Raw genomic sequence first — 25,306 nt, 5'->3', positions numbered from 1 at the left:
TTTCTTTATTTTCTTCATTTATTATATTGGACTTCTATTCGAATAGGTTTGTTCGTTTGTTCAAGTTCTAGAACAGTCACAGGTGAATTGATGACTTGTGTAACGATTTCTTCTGGTTTAGGATTTGTATATTCCACCTTGATTAATATATCCTTCTCTTGCTCTTCAATTCCAACTAGTTTAATACCATATCCCCCAGAATCCACTTCTTTTCTTCTAATCACCACGTAAGTTTTATTCTCCTCTTTAAGAATAAAGTAAACATCCTCATTCTGCTTTTGATTCAACCACTCTTGCACAGTATTTGGTGCATCTAATTGACTAATCATTTGATATTCCATATCCACCCCAACCTTTATAATAAAAACTCTATATGACTATGATATTGATAAAAATAAAAAGCATTCCTTATGTTTTTCATAAAGAATGCTTACTGAATGAAAGATACAAATAATAATTATTCCTCTTTCATTTCTTGTGCTAAGGAAATATTTTTAGCAGGTACAAAAGTAGAAATAGCATGTTTATAAACCATTTGCTGTTTTCCTTCAGTTTCAAGAATAACGGTAAAATTATCAAAACCTTTAATTAATCCTCTTAGTTGAAAACCATTCATCAAAAAAATGGTAACCGGTATGTTCTCTTTACGTGCCACATTTAAAAATGAATCTTGAATGTTAATACTTTGTTTCATCTCTTTACCCCCTAGATATCATGTTATGTATAGAATATTTAATTATTCTTCAAATATATGAGCTTTCCTGCAAAATGATGAGAAATCTTTTCCATAATTTCTTTTTGTACTTGTTCCTTTCTCTCAGTCATATCGAACCAGTTAATTTCAGGCATTTGACGAAACCAACTAAGTTGTCTTTTGGCAAATCTCCTTGTTCCTTGCTTTATCTGATTAACAGCTTCTTCCAAAGAAAGATCTCCCTTTAAATAACTTATGATTTCTTTATACCCAATACCTTGCATTGAAGTATATCTTTCATCATACCCTAGTTCAAGTAGCTTTTCTACCTCTTCTACTAACCCTTGTTCAAGCATGAGATCAACTCGACGATTGATTCTATCATACAATTTTTCCCTATCCATAGTCAAACCTATCATCAATAAATGGTAAGGAATTTTAAGTTGTTGTTCTTTAAGCAACTGGGACATGGTCTTTCCTGTCTGATAGTAAACTTCTAACGCTCGGATAATTCTCTTCACATCATTGACATGTAGCTTTTTGGCTGTTTCAAGATCAATATCGGCTAGTTTCTGATGCAACGCTTTTTTACCATATATTTCCAAATAATGATACCATTCTGAACGAATGGATTCATTCATCGAAGCTTTTGAAAATTGATACTGATGCGTGACCGATTTAATGTATAAACCGGTACCTCCAACAATAATTGGAAGATGATTCCTTCTGTTAATTTCTGATATTCTTGCCGTTGCAATCTCTTGGAATTCAGCTACAGAGAAAGCATAATCAGGATTGAATTCATCAATCAAATAGTGAGGGATTCCTTTCATTTCTTCAACTCTAATCTTAGCTGTACCGATATCCATGCCTTTATAGACCTGCATCGAGTCACCAGATATTATTTCTCCTTGGAAATGAAGGGCAATTTCAATACTTAAATCAGTCTTGCCTACAGCTGTTGGTCCAACAATGACCAATAGATTTTCTTTCATTTTTGCTCATCCCCATTCACATTGATTATTCCATAAGTGATTGAAGATGATCGGTGGATGGGTGTAAAACCTAGTCTTTCAAATTCCCTGCTGTAGATATGTTCTTTTAATATAACCATCCTTTTTGCTACTCTTTTTGCTTCTTCAATTGCCTCTACTTGAATAGGTTCAGCATTAGCTAACTTTCTTAAGGGATTCATTGATGAAGATTTTCTTTGGCCTTGACGAAACATTGGATCAAAATATACCACATCAAAACTTTTACTAGGAAAAATTTTGAGTGTAGGTAAATAATGTTTTGTCAAGACTTCAATTCTTTTCATCGCTTGATCAATATCCTTATCCTTTGGCCATCCTTGATTCAACCCATCTTGTACAATGGCAGAAATAATGGGTTGACTTTCAATTCCGACTACTTTTCCAGTTGAACCTACCACAAAAGAAGCAACAATTGAATCAGAAGCAAAACCTAATGTGCAATCTAAAAAAGTATCACCTAGCTTCAGTTTGGAAATATCAACCATTATATCATTATCACCCTGTTTTAAGCGATTTATACGTAGTGTTGCCATACTAGGATGAAAGAAAAAAGGATTTTCTGTTTCCGTAGAATAATATTTCGTAAGTTCTTTTTCAATCACAATTGTTTCTCTTGTGTTATAGCTTTTATTCAATTCTAATAATGAGAATTTGCCTCTTTCTATAAATTGTCCACCAACTTGTCTGGCAATATTTATAGCTCGAAGAATCATCTCCTGGTCTGGTTCGTATGAGGTGGTTACGATCATTTTATATCACTCTTTTAAACATTTTTTCAATTTCATAAGTGGAGAAATGGATAATTACCGGTCTACCATGAGGACAAGAAAAGGGATTGTTAGTTTGTCTTAACTGTTCAAGTAATTGTTCCATTTCTTGCTTTGTTAGATAATGATTCGCTTTAATTGCCGTTTTACATGATGTTGTCGCAATCATTTCTTGTCTTAATTCTTCCAAATTGATTTCATTTTTATGAAGAACCATTTGAATCATTTTTTCAATCATAAGATGTTCTTCCCCTTTAGGAATCCACTGAGGAATGGAACGAAACATTAAGGTTTGCATTCCAAAAGCTTCGACTTGAAGGCCATATTTTTTGAATAGGTCCAGTTTCATCATGATTTGTATCATTTCTGATTTAGGAAAGTCCATCGTGATCGGTACTAACAATTCTTGGCTACTCCCTATTTCTTCATTCATTAAAGCTAAATTTTTTTCGAAATAGATTCGCTCATGGGCAGCATGCTGATCAATTAGATACAAACCTTTTTCACTTTGAGCAATAATATAAGTTCCCTGAAACTGAGCAATTGGATCTAAAAGGGGTAACTTAGTAATGGTTTTTTCTATCTGTTGTTGTTCTATGGTTCTGCCATAGGTCAGGTTTTCCTCTTTTGTAAATACAACTTGGTTATCCTGTAAGCTGGTTTGGTCTATCCTATCATCAAGTCTTTGAGTTGAACTTATTTTATTCTCTGAATTTCCTTTCTCGTAATTCAGAGTTAAATCAAACATTTCCTGAACTGGTTTTTGGAAAGTGCCAGAGGACGATTTTAAGGGTTCCCTAATAAAAGCTTGCTGATTGAGGGCTTTGTAAACCGTATCTTCAATTAATTTCATAAGCTCCTGTTCTTTACTAAAGCGAACTTCCAACTTTGCAGGATGAACATTTACGTCAACTAAAGAAGAATCCATTTCAATATATACGATAGCGATAGGAAAGCGATTAACCATTAATAACGTATTAAAGCCTTTGATTATTGATTGCGATAATAGGTAGTTTTTAATATATCTTCCGTTTATAAAAATAGAAATATGATTTTTATTCGCTCTAGTTATCTCGGGTTTTGCAACATAACCAGTCACTTTAAAGTCTAAATCTTCCCCAACTATTTCTACCATATTTTTAGCCAGATTGGTTCCATAGATTGAAGCAACTACATGTAAAAGTTTATCATCGCCACTTGTTCTTAAAAGTAAACGTTCATTATGAATCAAAGTAAAAGAAATATAAGGGTAGGCTAAACTTAAACGATTAACGTAATCCGTAATATGTGCTAACTCTGTCTGTAACGATTTCATATATTTTAACCTTGCAGGGGTATTATAAAAAACATCCCTAACAATAATCTCAGTTCCACGAGTATAACTAATCTCTTTTTTTTGAGTTATTTTGCCGCCTTCTAATTGAATTTCTACTCCTTTACCAAATTCATTAGAAGAAGTTTTCAGGATTAAACGGGAAACAGCTGCAATACTAGGCAGAGCTTCTCCTCTGAAGCCTAATGTGCGAATTTTGAATAAATCTTTTCCCGTTTTAATCTTACTTGTTGCATGACGAAAAAATGCCTTATCTACGTCGTCTTCATCCATTCCTTCACCATTATCTTTTATTCTTATAAGTGATAATCCACCTTCTTCTATCTCAATTTCTATCTTTGTACTTCTGGCATCAATACTATTTTCAATTAATTCCTTTACAATCGAAGCTGGTCTTTCTACCACTTCACCTGCCGCAATTTGATTGGCAATATGGTCATCTAGGACGATTATTTTGCCCAAGGTGATCACTTCCTTAACTTTTTCTGTATATCATATAAAATTTGAAAACCTTCCATCGGCGTCATATTCAATAGATCTAGGGAATCTATTTGTGTCATGACCTTTTCATACAAAGCTATCTTTTCATTCAAAGATGGATCAATTGATTTTTTGCTCGCTTTCATTTTTGGTTCAATTTCAAAAAGTTCAAGTTGAACCAAATCATTTTCAGACTCTTGAGCTCGTTTTGATTGAGCTTCTAAATCTTCTAAAATCTTTTTTGCATTTTTAATCACTTCTTTTGGCATCCCTGCTAATTCTGCTACATGAATACCATAACTTCGATCTGCCTTCCCCTTCTCAATCTTATGCAAAAATACTACTTTTCCATCTTTTTCGATCACATTTACATGGACATTTTGAATCCTTGGAAAACGATCTGCTAAACTAGTTAATTCATGATAATGAGTAGAAAATAACGTTTTTGCATTTACATGTTCATGAATATACTCAATGACTGCTTGAGCTAAAGCCATTCCGTCATAGGTGGAGGTTCCCCTACCAATTTCATCAAGTAAAATCAAACTATTTGATGTAGCTTGAGTAATTGCTTGTTTTGTCTCCGTCATTTCAACCATAAACGTACTTTGACCACTTGTTAAGTCATCACCAGCTCCAATTCTAGTAAAGATACGGTCAATCATTGATAAATCTGCACTCTCAGCAGGAACAAAACAACCAATTTGTGCCATAATCACTGTAATTGCAATTTGCCTCATATAAGTACTCTTACCAGCCATATTTGGACCTGTTATTAACAATATTTGCTCTTGATGCTGGTTTAAAATAACATCATTAGGAATATAAGGATGTCCTTTTTGAACAGCCTCAATTACAGGATGTCGTCCTTTTTTAATAGTAATGTGACCAAGTTGATTAAAGGTTGGTCGAACATAAGAATATTTCAAGCTTACTTTTGCAAAAGAGAGTAATACATCAAGATATGCAATTTTTTGCGCCAATTGTTGTAAACGTTGAGTTTGCTTAGAAACTGCATCCCGAATCTCTATGAAGACTTGATATTCTAAATCTAACATTTTTTCATCAGCTTCTAAAATTTGTGACTCTTTTTCCTTTAATTCTTCTGTAATATATCGTTCTGCATTGGCTAAAGTTTGCTTTCTAATGTATCGATCAGGTACCTGGGATAAATTCGACCTAGTCACTTCAATATAATATCCAAAAACTTTATTAAATCCTACTTTTAGTGATTTTATACCTGTTTCTTCTCTTTCTCTAAACTCTAAATCTTGAAGCCATTGTTTTCCTTCCGTACTAGCGATATAATATTGATCTAATTTTTGATGAAAGCCGCGCTTTATCACTCCACCATCTTTTAAAGAAATAGGTGGATCGTCTACAATCGATTTTTCAATGAGTGATGAAACATCTTGTACTAGATCAAAATCCTTGACAATCTTTTTTAAAGGATCAGCTTCACTTTCTATAACTATTTGAATGATTGCAGGAACGCGCTCTAAACTTTTTCGTAAGAGGTACAAATCTTTTGGAGTGGCATTCCCATAAGATACTTTAGAAATAATTCGTTCTAAATCATAAACTTGTTTTAATTGATCGCTTAAATCTTCAGCTAATATCAGGTTGTTGTATAAGGCCTCAACTCCTGATAGACGCTCTTCAATACGATGCACCGACAATAAAGGCTTGTCCAACCAACGGCGAAGCAAACGACTTCCCATTGCTGTTTCCGTTTGGTCCAAAAGCCATAGTAAAGAACCCTTCTTCGACTGATCTCTTGAAGTTTGTGTAAGTTCCAAGTTTCTTCGTGTAAAAGTATCTAAAACCATATATTGATTCGTATCATAAATACGAAATTCATTAAAATGAACGAATCGCTTATGTTGTGTTTTATGTAAATAACTTAATAGATTCCCAGCACTGATTAAGATCGATTTCGAGATTGGTTCTAAATGTGGGAAATGTTCGCTTACTATTTGGTTTAATTGTTCTAATTTAATATTTTCCTTCCATACTGTATAAGTAGCATTAACTTGTTGTAACAAGTGAATATGTTGTTGGTATATATCTTCCTCAATAAGAACTTCGGATGGATGATATTGTGATAGTTCCATGATAACATCTTCAAAATTCCTAGTAATCTCCGTTCCATAAAACTCACCTGTCGACACATCAGATACCGATAAACCGAAAGAGTCTAATACAGCATCATAAGCAACAGATACTAAATAATTGTTCCCACGCTGCTCCAAAACTTTGCCTTCCATAACAGTTCCGGGTGTAATTACACGAATAACTTCTCTTTTGACCACACCCTTTGCTGTCTTAGGATCCTCTACTTGTTCGCACATTGCTACTTTATAACCCTTTTCAATCAATCTATTAATATAGGATTCAGCAGAATGATAAGGAACCCCACACATTGGAATTCTTTCCTCTACTCCACCATCTCTGCCTGTTAAAGTTATTTCTAGTTCTCTTGAAGCTACTTCTGCATCTTCAAAAAACATTTCATAAAAATCACCTAAACGAAAAAATAAAAAGGCATCAGGATATTCTGCCTTAATTGATAAATATTGTTGGATCATTGGCGTATATGTGGCCATCTTCATCCTCCATTAAAACATACAATTTTATGCTTTTTATTATAACATATAATTTGTTTTGTGGTGGATGATTCAAAATACGTTATTTATGATATGGCGGGAGCTTCCATAGCTTTCTAATATCTTTATTTTCATCCCAAGAATAATCACGATCGATTAAATTCTTTAATGGATTTAGATAGGATTGATATGTTTGATAGTCCTTAAGTTGTTTTAATTCTTCCCATAATCCTTCAACCACAGGCCTGATTGCATCTTTATCTCCTTCATAATAGGCTCGCTGTATTTCAATTTCTTGTAATGGATTTTGGTAAAGGTATATATAGTTCTCAGCAATTATTTTGGCTAAAGCAAATACCCCTTTCGTAATCGTTGGCGAAACAATCCAGCTTGGTAAGGTACGATATTCAAACCCACCATGAAACTGTTCCCTATAATCACCTAAAAATCCATATTTCGGCCGTCTACCTTTTCCATTTGGGTCTTCTAGTAAAAAAATAGGTAAAGTCAAATAATTATCTAAAGCCCTTAAAAGAAAAGAATTAAGCCAAATATGACTAAAGTGAACGTGCCCACCTATTGGATACCCTTTAATTGGTAAAGCTCCTGCTAACCATTCAACATGGGTATTTCTTATCTTTTTACTTCCTAATAACATTGTTCTATAAAGATTAATCAATAATTTCTTTGGATCTTCACTAGGAATTGGTCTAAATTCACCTAATGGCAGTTGTGAACGATCGTGATTCGTCCATATATCATCACAGCCTACCAATCCTTTCTTAGGTAAATATTGCGATGCTAAAATCAACTGTCCACTTGGTCCTCTTAAAACAAATTCAGGATCAGCTCCAAGGGTTACTTTATAAGAAGAAGCACTTAATAACTGATTCCATTTTGTCAGGAACTCTTGAATGGCCACGTTAAATAATTCTTCAATTTTTTCATTGCCTTCAATTGTAGGATTTACATATAAAATCCATGGTTTTTCACCGACAGTTACCCCTACTTTCACTAAAGCATAATCTAGATTAAGAGCATAAACTGCTCGAATGGCAATTTCACTTATTATTCTTTGTTCTCTTTTTGTATTCAGCTTAGGAATTTCTTCAATCACTTTTTTCCCTTTTTGTTGGAAAATATCATTATTACTCCAATTTGTGGTATTCTTTTGCTTTTGTTTAAAAAAAGTAAGAATTTTTTGTTGGAATACTGGAATAAGATAGATATTTTTAAAATTTAATCTTCTGAACCTTTCTATTCCATTTTTGTCTGTTATTAACATTGTATTGATACCATGAATATTTAAATGTTTAAATTGTTGTATTAGTCCATTATTATCAATGGTTATAAAATGAGCCTTTTTATTTAACAGTCCCATGTTACTTTCCTTTTTTTGAATTTCTTCATAATGCATAAATGTCATGTTTTTTCCCCCATTTTTCTAGGGATACAACGTTATCATATTCAGAAACATGACAAATAGTGAAAAAAGAGGGAGATTCCCCCCCTCTTTTTACCACTCTCATTACTCTAAGTCATCAATGATAAAAGATGGATCTAAATCTTCTGCTTCATCTGTGTCCACATCTTCATCATCCAGTAAGAATCCTTTGTCGTCGTCACAATCTCCTGGGCAAATCACAACACAAACTTTCGTTTCCCCTACAATTTCAACTAAAAACTCCCTCTCTACTTCCACCATGACTGCATTTCCATTTGATGCGATTTTGGCATCTATGCATGTAGGAGCTTGAGTAGCTATTGCTGAGACCTCTAGATGATTATTTGTGCAGTTACTATCTAGAAAAGATAGTGGTACTTGTTCAACATAAGAAACTGTTTCTGTAGCTACTGTTGTTTTCGTATTATTCGCATATGAATACCATAAGTTGATATCATAAGTACCTACTACTTCAATCATGTCGCCAACTTTTTCAGCTTCAAAGGAATGGTTAATTGCCCAGCTTCCCAGAATATTAGATGGTTTGTTATCGAGAACTATGGTATGTGTTGCTTTAGAGAACTTTCGTCCTTTACCACAGACCGCTTTAGTGATTATTTCTCGACATTGCAGGTCTTTTTCTGTATGCAACATTTTGTACCCTCCTCAATCGATTCTCAATTAATAGTATGCAGGGCATATGTCTATGGTGAAAGAAACCAATAAAAAAACCTACAGAAAGATCTGTAGGTGTCAAAGTTTCAACTGAAAAACCTGATCGAGTTCCGGGTTTGGAAGATCATCCTCATCGAATAAAAGTTGATCTGAAATTTGTTCCTTCAAAAGCTTAATAATTGATTGAAGATATCTGTTAATCTCCCGTTGATTTTGTTGGTATTGACTAACTAAGGGAATCGAATGAAGTTCATTATTTAATAGATCTAATTCATTTTCAAGTTGTTTTATATAATTTGTTTTTTTTAAATGTTTTGCATTGACTAACTCCTGTTGTTTCTTTTTTATTAAAACAATCAATTCCTGTATTCTTCTATGGTGCTTTATCTGACGTTCAGCTTTTTGATAAATTTGAATCTCCTCTTGTTCACAAATTGAATTGGCCAATTCCTTCACTTTTTCAAGAATTTGTTCCCTATCCATTTGCGACATCAAGAATTTCCTCCTTTAAAGGCATAGCTACAATTTCACCTTTCAAAGTCCAAGTCTGTGGTTCCGTAATTCGCACATCAATCATTTGGCCAATTAGCGATTTATCCCCTTTAAAGTTGACTAACTTATTCGTTCTTGTTCTACCAGATAAGACCTCGGGGTCATTTTTACTTTCACCTTCAACTAATACTTCAACAATTTGATCCTTTAATGCTTCATTCCGCTCACGGCTTATTCTGTTCTGCAGATCATTTAAGCGTTGAAGACGGTCTTTTTTTACTTCTTCCGGGATACTGTCCTCCATTATAGCTGCGGGAGTACCTGCACGAGGAGAATAGATAAAAGTATAAGCAGAATCAAAACCTACTTCCTCTACCAAGGATAAGGTGTCTTGGAATTGTTCTTCCGTTTCTCCCGGGAATCCAACAATGATATCTGTGGTTAATACCACATCTGGGATTGCCTTCTTAATTTTATTCACTAACTCAAGATATTGTTCCCTAGAATATTTTCTTGCCATCTTTTTTAAAACTTCAGTATTACCCGATTGGAATGGCAGATGAATATGCTCAACTAAATTTCCTCTTTTCGCCAATACTTCAATCAGATAGTCATCGAAATCTCTTGGATGGCTTGTCATAAACCGAATTCTAGGAACATCAATTTTTCTTAAGTCATCCAACAAATGTCCAAAACCATAATCAATTTCTAAATCTTTCCCATACGCATTCACATTTTGTCCCAATAACGTTATTTCCTTATAGCCTTGACGCGCAAGCTCTCGTACTTCTGCAATGACGTCCTCAGGTCGTCTGCTACGCTCTTTTCCACGAGTATAGGGGACGATACAATACGTACAAAACTTATCACAGCCATACATGATATTTACCCATGCTTTTAGGCCATTTTCCCTGACCTTTGGCATCTGTTCAATAATATCTCCCTCTTTAGACCATACCTCAACAACCAGTTCTTTGTTGAATAAAGCGTCCCTTAACAAATCTGGAAGACGATGAATATTGTGGGTTCCAAAAATTAAATCTACATGTTGGTATGACTTAAGAATTTTATTGACCACTTTTTCTTCTTGTGACATACATCCTGCCACACCTAAAATCAAATCAGGTTTTTCTAATTTTAAGTGTTTAAGTCTACCTAGTTCACCAAAAACCTTATCTTCAGCATTTTCGCGGATAGCACACGTATTAAAAAGGATGACATCCGCTTGATTTTCTTCTTCAGTTTCTTGATATCCCATCGCTTCAAAAATACCAGCCATTGTTTCAGAGTCATGTGCGTTCATTTGACACCCATAGGTACGAACTAAATAATACTTACCTTTTCCAATTTTTTGCATATCTTCAGGAATATCAAAATCCCTAATCACTTTTACATCTTCTTTACCACGTTTTTTTGCCTTTTTTAAATCAGGGGGAATAAAATACTTTGAAACATCCTGTTCGGATTTTAAGTCCGTTGGATTCTCCTTTGCCATTTAAATACCTCCTTTTATGTCAAATTCAGAATTTTGTTTTTGAAGTCACGATGATTATTATATCATATTTTTCATGCGTAGTTAAAGGAATTCATTGGCTGTTCGTATGAGTATTATGTAGACGGGAAGAATATAGATATACCATTCTAGAGGGGGGAAAATATGCCTAACCATAATGATATCTTTCATAACAAAAGAGATTTTGCTAGAGAAGAATTTGCGACTGAATTCTATAAGCCTGTTGGAAGGCCACGAGCTAGAGAAGCTAAATCACAAAGATATCAATATTTTCCTGAGCATAATGAAGGTTTAAAAGGGAAAAAACCTAGTTTTAAAATGAAAGTTGGCTCCCCTAATGAAGGATAGGTAGAAGAAAAGCAGCAGTCGGTAGGCTGCTGCTTTTTGATCCAATAAAGAAAGTATAACTCTCTTTTCATTACTTTTATAAAATATTATTTTTTCTTTTCGACTACAATCAAATAGGGGGGGAAGTTAACTTGGTTAATAAACTGATATTTTAATACAGAAAATTGCTTTTGCGGCAGACTCATTAAAAACTTTTCTACTTCTTTCGCTTCATTTCCCACATCGTGTCCAACATAAAGAGCTATGGTAATCAATCCGTTAACCTTTAATAAAGGAAGTAGACCTTCTATCGCTTTAATTGTCGTATCATAATGGGTTGTTATTTTTTTGTCTCCTCCTGGTAAATATCCTAAGTTAAACATAGCTGCAGTGATTGGTTCGTTAATCCATTGTGTTATGTGCTCATGACTGTCTTGAATGCATTTAACTTGATCTAAAAGTTGGTGCTCTTTTAATAACTCCTTCGTTTTTTCTATAGCTTGTTGCTGGATGTCAAAACCATATACTTTCCCACTCTTTCCTACCAATTGAGCTAAAAAAAGGGTATCATTTCCGTTTCCGCAGGTGCAATCAACCACGATGTCGCCAGTCTGAACTCTTTCCTTTAATAAGTTTTGAGCAAAGGTTAAGATATGAAACAAAGTCATTAGACAAATACAACCTTTCCAAACTCAGGTAGATGTAACGTTCCTAAAACACCATAGTCAACTACTTCTTTTTCAATTTCCTTTGGATCATACTTAGGATAAAAATGGGTTAATAATAGCTGTTTCGGTTTTAACCATTGGCTAATCTCTGCCACATCAGATGTTGCCAAATGGGCTGATGGTCGTGCAGGCCTGTCTTTTTGCATATATGTACATTCTAAAATAAGTAAATCTGTTTGGTCTGCAAACGGAGACCACTTTGTACCGGTGCCAGAATCTGCGCCATAAACAAAAGTTTTTTCCCTCGTTTTAAATTTCATAGCAAAACAAGGTACTGCATGCTCTGTACGTAAAAAAGAAATTTCTAAGTCATTTAAATATAACAATGTTTGCTCATCAATGATATGTGGATCAATAAAATGTTGAAAAGGGATCAGATCTGCAATTTGATTTGGAATGCCAGGAAAATAAACTGGTAATGGCTTTGTCCTTCTTTCCATAATAAATTGCATTTGAATTGCGTATTGAAGAACAAGAAAATCGCTCATATGATCATGATGTAAATGTGAAATAAAGACAGCATCTAGTTTATTTAAATCAATCATTTTTTGTAAACGAGAAAGTACTCCACTTCCTACGTCAATTAAATAATACTTTTTCTCATGCTCTAACAAAAAACCAGGACCGGCGTGATCTGGTCCAGGATATGGTGATTGATAACCTATAACAGTTACCTTCATTTGTAATCCCCCTTAGAGAAAAAGCTCCCTTATAGGAAGCTTTCATCTTATTCCTCATATTTTAATACTTCAACCATATCTCCATTTTTTAATCCAGCTGCATTCCCTTCATCTGTATCTACATGGAAATCTAAAGCATAATTAGGAGATACCCTTGCCAAAACATTTTCAAAAATAACTCCACGTTCACCTTCAACAACTACACGTAAACGATCTTGATCTCTTACACCAAATTTTTCGGCATCTGTTGTATGAAAATGAATATGGCGAGCAGCAATAATTACACCTTTTTCTAATTCAACTTCTCCTTTTGGGCCAATAACCTTAACCCCTGGAGTACCTTCAAGATAGCCTGAATCACGAACAGGTGGTTTGACCCCTAAAACAAAACTATCTGTTCTTGAGATTTCAATTTGTGTTTCTTTTCTAACGGGTCCAAGAATACGAATATTATTGATTTTTCCTTTTGGCCCTTCGATGGTAACAACTTCTTCTGAAGCAAATTGACCTGGTTGGGATAGGTCTTTGAGTACAGTTAACTCGTACCCTTCACCAAATAGAATATCTAAATCTTTACGTGAGAGATGAATATGACGATTGGAAATACCTACAGGTACTTTCATCATGAAAACTCCTTCCTAATATGTGATGAAAAAAAACCAATACATATTATACCTTATTTTTTATCAAGATGACAAATTAAACCGAATGAAATACAAGCTTATATTTTGAATATCATATCAATTTATACGAAAAATAATTCTTTTTTTGTATAAATGAGCAAAAGTTTGGATATCCTAGATCTAGGGAGAAATACCCTTTACTTGACCCTCTTATATTATAAATAAAAGACCACCAAAAGGTGGTCTTTTATTTTATTCAACTATTTTCTTATTCAAATTCCTTTAAAAAAGATGTAAAGTCTTCCCGCGATAAGCTCATATCTTGCTTAATAAGTGGTGTTTGTTTAAAATTAGGAACTAAATTTTCATAAGATTCTCTTTCGCTGTCTTTATAAATAATACCGGTTACCAATCCATCATGTTCCATTACCTTTTGCACTGCCAATGAACGGTTAGAAGAATCAAAATCCGGATCGTTATCAAGATTTATAATATTTTCTTTAAACCATTCATAAGTATTAACCTTATTAAAAGTTACACAAGGACTAAAAACATTGATAAAAGCAAAGCCTTTATGCTTCATACCTTCTTCAATTATTTTAGTTAATTGTGCTAAATCTCCTGAAAATCCTTGAGCTACAAATCCTGCTCCAGCTGAGATGGCTAATTCTAGAGGTCGAATTGATGGTTCAATTGATCCCTTTGGCGTACTTTTTGTTTTTGTACCAAAAGCACTTCTTGGTGATGTTTGACCTTTTGTTAGACCATAAATTTGGTTATCCATAACCACATAAGTAATATCAATATTTCTACGAATCGAATGAATGGTATGGTTGGTTCCAATCGCAAATCCATCTCCATCACCACCAGCTGCTAAAACCGTTAATTCACGATTTGCCATTTTTAAGCCTTGTGCAATAGGAAGGGCACGACCATGGATACCATGAAATCCATAAGCATTAATATAGCCGGAAATACGCCCTGAACAACCAATTCCAGATACAATAGCAAAATTTTCTGGTTCTATTCCTATATTTGCTGCAGCTCTTTGAATAGCAGCCTGAACAGCAAAATCTCCACAGCCTGGACACCAGTTTGGTTTGATATCATTACGAAAATCTTTAAATGTTGCCATTTACATCAACCCCTTACATCCATTATAAATTTCCGAAGGTAAGAATGGATTACCATCATATTTTAAGAGACTTTGAACTTTTTCAGCCATCCCAACATTTAATTTGATCAAGTTAGCAATTTGGCCTGTACCGTTGTTCTCAACAACAATTACTTTTTTTGCTTTACTCATTAACGCTTTCATTTCATCCTTAGGGAATGGTGCAACCAAACGAATATGTGCTTGGTTTACTTTTAATCCTTCATTTTCTAAACGACCAATTGCTTCAGCAATAACACCTTGGGTTGATCCAATACCAACAATTAATAGGTCTGCATTATCATGCATCGCTTTAGTATAAACAGGGGTATTAAATTTAACATTCTTAATTTTATTTAGACGTTTATCCATCATCTTTTTACGATTTAATGGATTTTCTGAAGGGCTTCCAGTTTCAGCATGTTCAACTCCAGTTACATGATGAATACCATGTTTTTGACCTGGAATGACACGTGGAGAAATTCCATCCTCAGTAAATAAATATCTCTTATACATTGGGCCTTCCAATTCTGGTAATTCTTCATTTCCTAAGAATTTGCCACGATCAATTTCTATCCTATCATAATCTAGAGGTTCCACCGTTTGTTTCCCCATACCTAACGCTAAGTCTGTAAGCACAATAACAGGACATTGATATTGATCAGCTAAATTAAAAGCTTGCACTGTATCATAGAATGCATCCTCAACAGAGTTTGGTGCAATTACAATTTTTGGAATTTCTCCATGACTTCCGTAGAGAGCCGCATTAAAGTCACTTTGTTCATTTTTTGTGGGTAAGCCTGTACTTGGGCCTCCTCTTTGCACATCGATAATAACAATAGGAGTCTCTGTAATACCAGCTAAACCGATTGCTTCCTGCATCAAAGAAAGACCAGGTCCAGAAGTAGATGTCATTGAACGGGCACCACCATATGATGCACCGATTGCCATCGTAATAGCAGCTATTTCATCTTCAGTTTGGACAACTGAACCATTCAACTGAGGCAATTTTTTAATCAAATATTCCATTACTTCAGTTGCAGGTGTAATTGGATAAGCTGACATAAAGCGAACTCCAGCTGAAATACATCCGAGTGCAACAGCCTCATTACCAGTCATAAAGAGCCGCTTTTTCCCATCTGCTTTTGCAAGTTGAAAAGCCTCTAAGGGTCCATTTGTTTCTTTATTGATAAATTCTGCACCTTGATTAAGTGCTTCCATATTTTTATTTACAACTTCTTGACCTTTCTTCAAAAACATTTCCTCTACTATTTCTTTAAATATCTCTGTAGGTAAACCCAGCAATGCACTTGTTGCACCAAGAGCAACCATGTTTTTCATCAATGAAGTACCAAGATTCTGGGCAATTTCAGTGATTGGGACAGAAAAGAAACGAATATTTTCTTTTGTCACAACTGGATTAAATTTAGAATCTGCGATTAAGACGCCACCATTTCGTAATTCCTTACTGTTCAAATCAATGGTTTCTTGATCAAAAGCTATTAATATATCTAAGTCGTCTGAAATCGCTCTCATAGATTCAGTGCTTACACGAATTTTATAGTTTGTATGACCACCTTTAATTCTGGATGAAAAATGACGATAACCAAATAAATGATATCCTAAACGATTTAATGCAATAGCAAAAATTTCCCCTGTACTATCAATTCCTTCCCCTTGCTGTCCGCCAACTTTCCAAGAAAGTTGATTAATCATTTTCTCCACCCCTTTGAAATGGTTAATTAAAAACTGTTTCTATGAAACTACTATTTTTTCAATTTCTCCCCTTCACCTCACATCTACAATTACCTGAAACTTATTCAAGTGTATGCTTTATTCAAGAAAAATGCAAACCGTTTACAATATTGTATTTGTTTTTAGAAGATGCAGGAACAAAATATATTGCTTATTTTCTAAAATCAACGGTTATTTCCTCATTATTTCAAAGAATCTTTACATTTTTCGCAATATTTAATAATGTTTAGTAATTATTATAAGATTTTTTTATAATAATTTAACCAATTCTTACCTAAAATGCCTTGCACCTGATCATCTGGGTAATGTTTAGATAATACATTCGTTAAACAATTTATTCTGCTGGCGTTTTCCAAACCAACTACTGGAGTTGCACCATCAAAATCGGAACCTAATCCAATATTCGATATTCCCCCTAATTCTGCAATATGTTCAATGTGTTTGACTAAATCCTCAATATTTGGGTCTTCCTTATGAGCTGTAAAATCTCTAACAAAGGTAACCCCGATCATACCACCATTTTCGATGATTGCTTGAATTTGTTCATCTGTTAAATTCCTTGGGTGGTTGCAAATTTGTCTACTATTTGAATGTGAGGCAATAATAGGAGCTTTGGTTAATTCAATAACCTCCCAAAACCCTGTTTCAGCTAAATGGGAAACATCGATCATCATTCCTAAGCGATTCATTTCTTCTACAACAAGTCTGCCAAACGAGGTAAGCCCTCCATTTCTAGATTCTCCAACTCCATCAGCAACCTCATTAGCATGATTCCATGTTAAACCCATTGCTCTCACACCAAGACGATAAAAGGCTCTTAGTTTACTCAAATCTCCTTCGATTGCTTCAGCACCCTCTAGTGATAATAAAGCTATTTTTCTTCCTAATTTTAAACCCGATTCAATTTGTTTAAAATTAGTAGCTAATTGAATTTGATTAGGTCTTAAAATCTTTTCATAAAAATCATCTATGGATTGCATAGCAATGGAAAACCTAGACGTCTTAGAATAAGTTGAAACAAAAATAGCGAATACCTGAACGTCGATATTTCCCTTTTCCATATTGGGAAAGTTCACATCTAATTGATTGCTTGCCTCATAAAAATCAATATCTGGATGATTTAACATTTTCCAAAGGACATCTGTGTGCGCATCAATGATCAATTTATTTCTTTCCTTTCTTGAATTTTTTTTCATTCCATTTTCCTAAACACGGAGAAAAACCTGTCTTCCTTGGGGAAAACAGGTTCTCAATGTCGGACTTATCTAGGCTCAACGATCAACTTAATAGCGGTTCTTTCTTCGCCATCAATCACAATATCTGTAAATGCAGGGATGCAAATAAGGTCAACACCACTTGGTGCAACGAAACCTCTAGCAATTGCTACTGCTTTTACAGCTTGATTAAGTGCACCTGCACCAATCGCTTGAATCTCAGCGGCACCACGTTCGCGTAGCACCCCAGCTAGTGCACCAGCAACAGAGTTGGGGCTAGATTTTGCTGAAACTTTTAATACTTCCATGGATTGTAACCCTCCTTGAATGATGGATGATGAACACTACTATGATATATATTCGTTCAATACTTAAAAAATTCCTTCTAGTCCAAGAAAAATATCAAAAAATTTCGAATAACTTTCATTACATATTCCATAACGGATGTTCTTGATCAATTCGAATTCTTTCTATACTTTTTGCTTTGCCAGTATCAGAATTAAGTTCGATCATAACGGCATTGATTTGCCACCTTCCATTCTTGTCAACTTCAAACCTTTGTGGTAAAGATGTAAGAAATTTATCAATTACAGCTTCTTTACTCATACCAAGGATCCCATCATAAGAGCCAACCATTCCGATATCTGTAATATAAGCTGTACCTTTTGGTAGAATTCGATCATCAGCTGTTTGGACATGGGTATGTGTACCAACAACTGCAGAAACTAGACCGTCTAAATACCAACCCATTGCTTGTTTTTCAGATGTCGCTTCTGCATGGAAGTCGACAATGATATTTGGGGTTATACTTTTAATTTTTTCTATAATTTCATTTGCCTTTCGGAATGGACAATCTAAAGGAGGCAAGAAAGTTCTTCCTTGAATATTGATAACTGCTAATTTATATGCATTAAAGTTGATAATTGTGTATCCATTTCCCGGTGTCCCGATAGGAAAGTTAGCAGGCCGTATTAAATTTTTATAATCATCAATAAACTCATAAATCTCTTTCTGATCCCATGTGTGATTTCCCATCGTGAGCACATGAATCCCCAATTCGAAGAATTCTTTTACAATTTTCTTATTAATGCCCCTTCCTGAAGCTGCATTCTCAGCATTTGCTATGATGATATGCGGTTGATATCTCTCCTTAATTTTCAATAAATGATCTTTTAAAGCAGATCTCCCAATCGAACCGACAATATCACCAAAAAATAAAATTCTCAACGATTTTCACTCCTTGATTTTATGTATACCATCTTAAAATCATTTACTAATCATACCTTTTTATACAATATCATAACTGAATCATATCTGAAAAAAATAAAGTGGCATTCGCCACTTTATTTTGCATATTCTACAGCTCTTGTCTCCCTAATTACGGTTACTTTGATATGCCCAGGATAATCGAGCTCATTTTCGATTCGTTTTGTAATATTTCTAGCAAGAATATAGGATTCATTATCATCAATATGCTCTGGATTAACCATTATTCTAACTTCTCTACCAGCTTGTATAGCATAAGACTTTTCCACGCCATCAAAGGATTCTGATATCTCTTCTAATTTCTCTAATCGTTTGATATAAGTTTCAAGAGTCTCTCTTCTCGCGCCAGGTCTTGCGGCAGAAAGCGCATCTGCTGCCCCTACTAATACCGCGATAATTGAAGTAGGCTCTACATCTCCATGATGGGATGCAATACCATTTACCACTACAGGATGTTCATTATATTTCTTCGCTAACTCTACCCCAATCTCAACATGAGATCCTTCAACTTCATGGTCGATCGCCTTTCCAATATCATGAAGTAATCCTGCTCGTTTTGCTAATGTAACATCTTCACCTAATTCGGTAGCCATAAGTCCGCATAGATGGGCAACTTCTATCGAATGCTTCAATACATTTTGACCATAACTTGTTCTGAATTTAAGTCGTCCTAAGATTTTAATTAAGTCAGGATGTAAATTATGCACCCCAACTTCAAAAGTGGCCTGTTCACCATATTCACGAATTCGCTCATCAACTTCTTTACGTGCCTTTTCAACCATTTCTTCAATTCGTGCTGGATGAATTCGACCATCCGCTACCAACTTTTCCAATGCCGTTCTTGCGATTTCACGTCGAATCGGGTCAAATCCTGAAAGAATAACTGCTTCAGGGGTATCATCTATGATAAGGTCGATCCCTGTTAAAGTTTCTAGGGCTCTAATATTTCTACCTTCTCTCCCTATAATACGACCCTTCATTTCGTCATTTGGAAGAGCTACAACGGAAACTGTGGTTTCAGCAACATGGTCAGCTGCACAACGTTGTATAGCCGTGGTGATAATCTCTCTTGCTTTCTTATCTGCTTCCTCACGAGCTTGTTGCTCGATCTCTTTTACCATCATAGTAGCATCATGACGTACTTCGCGTTCAACATTATCCAGGATCATTTGCTTTGCTTCTTCTGTACTTAGTCCAGAGATTCTCTCTAATTCCGCAACTTGTTCCTGTAATAATTCTTCAACTTTTGCTCGCGTCTCTAATATGTTTTTCTCCTTTTGATTCAGAGTTTCTTCTTTACGCTCCAACGATTCTATTTTTTTGTCTAAGGTTTCTTCTTTTTGCAATAACCTTCTTTCTAGACGTTGAATTTCGTTTCTGCGTTCACGAATATCTCGATCAGCTTCACTTCTAAGCTTATGAACCTCATCCTTTGCTTCTAAAATCACTTCCTTCTTAGAAGCTTCAGCATCTTTCTTTGCTGTTTCTACGATTTGTTTCGCTGCTTCCTCAGCACTGGAGATCTTCGCTTCTGCAATGGACCGGCGAATAAAATAACCTACACCTATTCCTGCAGTTGTTGACGCAAGCAAAAGGGCGATCTCTGTAAAATCCATAACGTTCACCTCCTTTTGCTTACCTAAAAAACAAGACCGATCCCAGCTCGGCCTTTGAACTCGTTCATTTCATCTTTTCTTATTCAACTAGAATTTACAAAAATATGAAAATGATAATCATATCAAATCTAGATATGCACCATAATTGTATTATTCATGCGAATAGTTGTCAAGATGTCCAAAAAACCAATCCTTTAATTCTTGGAGTACTTGGTTAATAATGGGATAGGAGAACCCTTTTCTCTGCAAAAAAAATGCTAATTTCTTTTGAACTTGATGCCATTCTAGATGAAGATACTGATGTACCTTTTTTTTCGCTAATTGTAATGCTAGCTGGTATTCTTTTTCATCATCGATTTGATTTAAAGATTCTTCAATATCTTCATCATTTAACCCTTTACTTTTTAATTCTAAAGCTATTAATTTTTTCCCCCTAGGTTTTAAACGAATCCTTTGCTCAACAAATTGATTTGCATATTGTTTATCATTTATCCATTCCTGTTCTTCTAATTGGCGTATGACATGGAGAACAAGTTCAAACTCATACCCTTGTTCCAACAAATGTTGTTTTACTTGCTTTTCAGTTCTATGTCTATAACTTAGATATTTCAAAGCTTTTTGCCTGATTTTATTCTTTTCTTCTTCTTCTAAGATTTTAATAAATAGTTCTTCATCTATTTCTTTGCCTTTAAGTAGTCGAAAAGAGATTAAGATATCTTCGTGAACAGAAAATGCATAATGTTCATCTAAATAAATATTAAAACGCTTAGCGTTATTTTTTTGCTGTTCTACTTTAGTTATCATCTTTAATTTTGACATCTCGTTCACCACTTGAAAAAATAATATTATTAAATAAAGCACCCTTAAAAAGGTGCTTTATTCTATACCCATTTAGACTTCAAATAAGGCTTCTTCTTCCTCTTCTTCCGTTGCACTTTTAGAAACAGCCTTACCTAAACTGTGATATTCTCTTATCTTCTGTTCTATTGATTCGGCAATCTCTGGATGCTCTTTTAGATATTGTTTCGCATTTTCCCTGCCTTGTCCAAGACGCTCATCATTAAAAGAATACCACGCACCACTTTTTACAATAATATCCAAATCCGAACCGATATCTAATAAACTACCTTCTTTAGAAATACCTTCACCGTACATTATGTCTACGTCAGCTTGTTTAAATGGCGGAGCAACCTTATTTTTTACAACTTTTATTTTTGTCTTGTTACCCACCATATCATTACCTTGTTTGATCGTTTCAGCTCGTCTAACCTCTAAGCGAACACTGCTGTAGAATTTTAATGCTCTACCCCCAGGTGTTGTTTCAGGGTTGCCAAACATCACTCCAACTTTTTCACGAATTTGGTTAATAAAAATAGCGATTGTTTTTGATTTACTAATAGCTCCTGATAATTTTCTTAAAGCCTGAGACATTAACCTTGCTTGTAATCCTACATGAGAATCACCCATTTCGCCTTCAATCTCAGCTTTTGGGACTAAGGCTGCAACTGAGTCGATAACAATAATATCAACTGCACCACTACGTACTAAAGCTTCAGCAATCTCCAAAGCTTGTTCACCAGTATCAGGTTGGGAAAGTAAAAGTTCATCAATATTAACTCCTAAATTCCTGGCATACTGAGGGTCTAAAGCATGTTCAGCATCAATAAATGCAGCTTGTCCACCAATTTTTTGAACTTCTGCAATTGCATGCAAAGCAACAGTTGTTTTACCTGAGGATTCAGGGCCATATAACTCAATGATACGTCCTTTTGGATATCCACCAATGCCTAAAGCAATATCTAAAGCCAAAGAGCCACTTGATACAGTTTCAACTTGCATGGCTGCATGGGCTTCCCCGAGTTTCATAATGGAGCCTTTTCCAAATTGTTTTTCTATTTGACGTAACGCCATGTCTAATGCAGCTTTACGATCACTCACCGTCTTCTCCCCTTTTCTAAAATATTTTCTACCACTCTTTAAACTTATCTTATACCGAATTTAAAAAATATACAAGAGTTTTTTACGAACGTTTATTCTCTTGCTGTTTAACTAAACTTTTTGTGATTTAGGCCTAGCAGGCTCTAAAACAATTCGATATCCATTTACTCTTGAATATCTTAAAGCCTCATATACAAATGGAGCTACCTCCTCAGGAACCTCAATAAATGAAAATTTTTCAAAAATGTTGATTTTACCAATCGATTGTGCTGGTATATCAACCTCCTCTGAAATCATATGAACAATCTCTTTCGGAGTTAACTCTACATTTCGTCCTATATTCATAAAAAACCTAACCATTCCAGGTCTCGCACCTGTTTCTCCAAAATCGTATTCATCTTGAACACTTTGGGAAAGAAATTTGTCTACAAAAGCCAAGTTGAATGCAGCAGAAACAATTTCTTTCCAATCATATTGTTGCGCTAACTCGTCCAATAAAAGGTTAAAATCTGCTAGCTTCTCTTGATTGTTTTCTATTATATCAATCAATTGTTTTTTCCATTGTTTCTGTTGAATCAATTTTAGTTCTTCAATAGTAGGTAATTCCTGTGGGGTGATTTTATTTTTTACTTCTTGTTCAATTGTTTTCAACAATTTGATTTCCCTTGGTGTCACAAGAGTAATGGCAATACCAGTCTTTCCAGCTCTTCCTGTTCTACCTATTCGATGGACATAACTTTCAGGATCTTGTGGGATATCATAGTTAATAACATGAGATACGTTCCCTACATCTATTCCCCGAGCAGCAACATCTGTCGCAATTAAAAATTCAATTGTTTTTTCCCTAAATCTCTTCATCACTTTGTCCCGTTGATTTTGGCTTAAGTCCCCATGCAAACCATCGACAATATATCCCCTTGCAAGCAATGATTCAGTTAGCTCATCCACAGTCTTTTTGGTTCGACAAAAGATAATACCTAAATCTACTTCATGATGATCGATAATCCGACATAGACTATCTAATTTATTATTTTCCAGAACTTTATAATAAACTTGTTCAATAGAAGGTGCTGTGACTTCACCTCTGTTCATAGATATAACTTCAGGATTTTTTAAGTAGCGATTTGCTAGTTTTTTAATTTCATATGGCATGGTTGCTGAGAATAATAATGTCTGTCGATCATTAGGAGTCTTACGAATGATTTCTTCAATATCATCAATAAAACCCATGTCTAGCATTTCATCTGCCTCATCCAACACAAACATCTTTACATCCTGTAGTTGTAATGTGTTTTTACGTATATGGTCTAGAACTCTGCCAGGTGTACCTATTACAATATGTACTCCTTGTTTAAGTGCACGAATTTGATGTCCTATTGATTGTCCTCCATAAATAGGCAATACTTTAAGTCGTTTGTATTTGGCAATTTTCCTCAGTTCTTCTGATACTTGAATTGCTAATTCTCGAGTAGGAGTAAGAACAATACTTTGAACTTTTGGTTGTTTTGTAACGAGTTGAACGATTGGAATACCAAATGCTGCTGTTTTTCCTGTACCTGTTTGAGCATGACCAATTACATCTTTACCTTTTAATATGACGGGAATACATGCCTGCTGAATAGGAGAGGGTTCTTCAAATCCCATCTCATGAATAGCTCGATTAATATCTTGTTGTAACGATAATTGTGAAAATTGATTCATAAATCTTATGTCAACCTTTCTTTTAGTCTTTCCCATAAGTAATAATAAGCATATTTGGCTGCCCGGAGCTGAATAAATGTCCGACTTCCAGACAGATGGATTTCTTTTACTACCGTGTTCTTTCCTTTTTCACTAATTCCAATATAAACCAAACCAACTGGTTTATTTTCAACCGGATCAGGACCTGCAATACCGGTTATAGATACAGATAGATCAGTATTGAATAATTTACGGTTTTCATTTGCCAATATTTCAGCAGTCTCCATGCTTACAGCACCCTTACTATCAAGAATTTCTATTGGCACATGAAGTATATGGTGTTTGATTTCATTATTGTAACAGATGACCCCGCCTTTATATACTTTTGAACTTCCAGAAATCCTTGTTAATTGTCTTCCAAGCAATCCACCTGTACAACTTTCTGCAGCAGATAAGGTTAACTGTAGGCGATCTAGTAAGTGAAAAACAACTTCTTCTATTCCTTCCTCACCATTAGCATAATGGTGATTTTTCAAACGATGATGGATCTCATTTTCAACCGGTTCAATTATGCTTAAAGCTTCATTTTCTGTACTTGCATGTGCTGTTAAACGTATAGTTACTTCCCCATCTTTTGCTAAGGGTGCTATCGTAGGGTTCTCTTGTTTTTCTATCAAGTCAACAATCCTTTCTTCAAGGGCTGATTCGCCGATTCCCATGAATCTCATCACTTTGGAATAAAAAATATGTCCTTGGTATTGTTTTTTTATCCACGGTACAAAGTATCGGTCAACCATTGGTCTCATTTCACTTGGGGGTCCAGGAAGGAAAATATAATGAATTCCTTCCTTTTGAACAGCAATGCCAGGAGCCAAACCGTGATCATTAGGAAAAATTTCACTTCCTTCAATCACCATTGCTTGTTTTTTATTGTTCTCTGTCATTGTGGTCTTTCTCTGTTCAAAAAAAGAAATGATCTTCGCAAATGAAGGCTCGTCAAGGACTATACGAAGATTTAACAACTCTGCCGCACTCTCTTTTGTAAGATCATCTTGTGTAGGCCCTAAACCACCTGTTAATATGATCAAGTTTGAACGTGTCTGAGCTTGTTTAATGACTTCTTTAAGTCGCTCACCGTTATCTCCAACAGTTACATGATAATAGATCGGAACCCCTAATTCAGCCATTTTTTGCGAGATATACTGTGCATTTGTATTTGCAATTTGCCCTAACAAAAGTTCTGTTCCTACTGCAATAACCTCACCTTTTAACATGACCGTTTTCCTTC

Annotated in this window: 24 protein-coding genes; 1 reads left to right on the top strand and 23 read right to left on the bottom strand. The window is 34.8% G+C overall.

Features of this window, described 5'->3' with window-relative positions; all coding sequences use genetic code 11:
• Nucleotides 1–14: 14 nt before the first annotated feature.
• The 10 genes from TEPIDINF_RS04165 to miaB all read right to left on the bottom strand — a co-directional run bounded on the left by TEPIDINF_RS04165 (nucleotide 15) and on the right by miaB (nucleotide 11,020).
• Nucleotides 15–341: a protease complex subunit PrcB family protein gene (locus TEPIDINF_RS04165; protein ID WP_068724037.1), complete on the bottom strand. Its 327-nt coding sequence runs from the start codon at nucleotides 339–341 to the stop codon at nucleotides 15–17.
• Between the two features lie 116 nt (nucleotides 342–457).
• Nucleotides 458–694 carry an RNA chaperone Hfq gene (hfq, locus tag TEPIDINF_RS04160; RefSeq protein WP_068724034.1) on the bottom strand — a complete coding sequence of 79 codons (237 nt, stop codon included), beginning with the start codon at nucleotides 692–694 and terminating at the stop codon, nucleotides 458–460.
• A 38-nt stretch (nucleotides 695–732) separates the two neighbouring features.
• A complete protein-coding gene (gene miaA, locus TEPIDINF_RS04155; RefSeq protein ID WP_068724032.1) occupies nucleotides 733–1,689 on the bottom strand; it encodes a tRNA (adenosine(37)-N6)-dimethylallyltransferase MiaA in 957 nt (318 codons plus the stop codon).
• The gene (locus TEPIDINF_RS04150) at nucleotides 1,686–2,477 is read right to left on the bottom strand and encodes a class I SAM-dependent methyltransferase (RefSeq protein WP_068724029.1); all 792 of its coding nucleotides are present in this window, start codon (nucleotides 2,475–2,477) and stop codon (nucleotides 1,686–1,688) included. The genes miaA and TEPIDINF_RS04150 overlap by 4 nt, the downstream gene beginning before the upstream one ends.
• Before the next feature lies 1 nt (nucleotide 2,478).
• Nucleotides 2,479–4,299 carry a DNA mismatch repair endonuclease MutL gene (gene mutL, locus TEPIDINF_RS04145; protein ID WP_421691392.1) on the bottom strand — a complete coding sequence of 607 codons (1,821 nt, stop codon included), beginning with the start codon at nucleotides 4,297–4,299 and terminating at the stop codon, nucleotides 2,479–2,481.
• Nucleotides 4,296–6,914 (bottom strand): DNA mismatch repair protein MutS, encoded by a 2,619-nt coding sequence (gene mutS / locus TEPIDINF_RS04140; protein ID WP_068724023.1) that lies wholly within the window; start codon nucleotides 6,912–6,914, stop codon nucleotides 4,296–4,298. The genes mutL and mutS overlap by 4 nt, the downstream gene beginning before the upstream one ends.
• A gap of 82 nt (nucleotides 6,915–6,996) precedes the next feature.
• A complete protein-coding gene (locus TEPIDINF_RS04135; protein WP_068724021.1) occupies nucleotides 6,997–8,340 on the bottom strand; it encodes a putative amidoligase domain-containing protein in 1,344 nt (447 codons plus the stop codon).
• Between the two features lie 102 nt (nucleotides 8,341–8,442).
• On the bottom strand, nucleotides 8,443–9,012 hold the full coding sequence (cotE, locus tag TEPIDINF_RS04130) for an outer spore coat protein CotE (protein WP_068724018.1): 570 nt from the start codon (nucleotides 9,010–9,012) through the stop codon (nucleotides 8,443–8,445).
• Between the two features lie 99 nt (nucleotides 9,013–9,111).
• Nucleotides 9,112–9,525 carry a YlbF family regulator gene (locus TEPIDINF_RS04125; RefSeq protein ID WP_068724015.1) on the bottom strand — a complete coding sequence of 138 codons (414 nt, stop codon included), beginning with the start codon at nucleotides 9,523–9,525 and terminating at the stop codon, nucleotides 9,112–9,114.
• Nucleotides 9,509–11,020 carry a tRNA (N6-isopentenyl adenosine(37)-C2)-methylthiotransferase MiaB gene (miaB, locus tag TEPIDINF_RS04120; protein ID WP_068724013.1) on the bottom strand — a complete coding sequence of 504 codons (1,512 nt, stop codon included), beginning with the start codon at nucleotides 11,018–11,020 and terminating at the stop codon, nucleotides 9,509–9,511. The genes TEPIDINF_RS04125 and miaB overlap by 17 nt, the downstream gene beginning before the upstream one ends.
• A 162-nt stretch (nucleotides 11,021–11,182) precedes the next feature.
• Between miaB and TEPIDINF_RS04115 the strand changes: the two genes are divergently transcribed.
• Entirely contained in the window at nucleotides 11,183–11,386 is a 204-nt protein-coding gene (locus tag TEPIDINF_RS04115) for a hypothetical protein (RefSeq protein ID WP_068724010.1), read from the top strand.
• An 86-nt stretch (nucleotides 11,387–11,472) separates the two neighbouring features.
• On the opposite strand, the gene mnmM is transcribed toward TEPIDINF_RS04115, so the two are convergent.
• The 13 genes from mnmM to TEPIDINF_RS04050 form a co-directional block, all read right to left on the bottom strand.
• Nucleotides 11,473–12,033 (bottom strand): tRNA 5-(aminomethyl)-2-thiouridylate-methyltransferase MnmM, encoded by a 561-nt coding sequence (gene mnmM, locus TEPIDINF_RS04110; RefSeq protein ID WP_069799985.1) that lies wholly within the window; start codon nucleotides 12,031–12,033, stop codon nucleotides 11,473–11,475.
• Entirely contained in the window at nucleotides 12,033–12,773 is a 741-nt protein-coding gene (locus tag TEPIDINF_RS04105) for an MBL fold metallo-hydrolase (RefSeq protein ID WP_068724006.1), read from the bottom strand. Before TEPIDINF_RS04105 ends, mnmM begins: the two co-directional genes overlap by 1 nt.
• 47 nt (nucleotides 12,774–12,820) lie before the next feature.
• Complete coding sequence (gene pduL, locus TEPIDINF_RS04100; RefSeq protein WP_068724004.1) at nucleotides 12,821–13,399, bottom strand: phosphate propanoyltransferase; 579 nt, start codon at nucleotides 13,397–13,399, stop codon at nucleotides 12,821–12,823.
• A 265-nt stretch (nucleotides 13,400–13,664) separates the two neighbouring features.
• Nucleotides 13,665–14,531: a 2-oxoacid:ferredoxin oxidoreductase subunit beta gene (locus tag TEPIDINF_RS04095; protein WP_068724001.1), complete on the bottom strand. Its 867-nt coding sequence runs from the start codon at nucleotides 14,529–14,531 to the stop codon at nucleotides 13,665–13,667.
• Nucleotides 14,532–16,265, bottom strand: coding sequence for a 2-oxoacid:acceptor oxidoreductase subunit alpha (locus TEPIDINF_RS04090; RefSeq protein ID WP_153012003.1), 1,734 nt, complete (start codon nucleotides 16,263–16,265; stop codon nucleotides 14,532–14,534).
• Between the two features lie 275 nt (nucleotides 16,266–16,540).
• Complete coding sequence (locus TEPIDINF_RS04085; protein ID WP_421691391.1) at nucleotides 16,541–17,500, bottom strand: dipeptidase; 960 nt, start codon at nucleotides 17,498–17,500, stop codon at nucleotides 16,541–16,543.
• A gap of 65 nt (nucleotides 17,501–17,565) precedes the next feature.
• Nucleotides 17,566–17,826: a stage V sporulation protein SpoVS gene (gene spoVS / locus TEPIDINF_RS04080; RefSeq protein ID WP_068723999.1), complete on the bottom strand. Its 261-nt coding sequence runs from the start codon at nucleotides 17,824–17,826 to the stop codon at nucleotides 17,566–17,568.
• Between the two features lie 118 nt (nucleotides 17,827–17,944).
• Nucleotides 17,945–18,745 (bottom strand): TIGR00282 family metallophosphoesterase, encoded by an 801-nt coding sequence (locus TEPIDINF_RS04075; RefSeq protein WP_068723997.1) that lies wholly within the window; start codon nucleotides 18,743–18,745, stop codon nucleotides 17,945–17,947.
• A gap of 116 nt (nucleotides 18,746–18,861) precedes the next feature.
• Nucleotides 18,862–20,400, bottom strand: coding sequence for a ribonuclease Y (gene rny, locus TEPIDINF_RS04070; protein WP_068723995.1), 1,539 nt, complete (start codon nucleotides 20,398–20,400; stop codon nucleotides 18,862–18,864).
• Nucleotides 20,401–20,550: 150 nt separating this feature from the next.
• Complete coding sequence (locus TEPIDINF_RS04065; RefSeq protein WP_068723993.1) at nucleotides 20,551–21,219, bottom strand: RecX family transcriptional regulator; 669 nt, start codon at nucleotides 21,217–21,219, stop codon at nucleotides 20,551–20,553.
• A gap of 72 nt (nucleotides 21,220–21,291) precedes the next feature.
• A complete protein-coding gene (recA, locus tag TEPIDINF_RS04060; RefSeq protein ID WP_068723990.1) occupies nucleotides 21,292–22,338 on the bottom strand; it encodes a recombinase RecA in 1,047 nt (348 codons plus the stop codon).
• A 111-nt stretch (nucleotides 22,339–22,449) separates the two neighbouring features.
• Nucleotides 22,450–24,039 (bottom strand): DEAD/DEAH box helicase, encoded by a 1,590-nt coding sequence (locus TEPIDINF_RS04055; protein WP_068723988.1) that lies wholly within the window; start codon nucleotides 24,037–24,039, stop codon nucleotides 22,450–22,452.
• Between the two features lie 5 nt (nucleotides 24,040–24,044).
• Nucleotides 24,045–25,292, bottom strand: coding sequence for a competence/damage-inducible protein A (locus TEPIDINF_RS04050; RefSeq protein ID WP_068723986.1), 1,248 nt, complete (start codon nucleotides 25,290–25,292; stop codon nucleotides 24,045–24,047).
• Nucleotides 25,293–25,306 lie beyond the last annotated feature (14 nt).

This window comes from Tepidibacillus infernus (assembly GCF_048898065.1).
Classification (GTDB): Bacteria; Bacillota; Bacilli; order Tepidibacillales; family Tepidibacillaceae; genus Tepidibacillus_B; species Tepidibacillus_B infernus.
The sequence above is the reverse complement of the archived record's forward strand: the minus strand, read 5'-3'. Positions and strand labels throughout refer to the sequence as shown.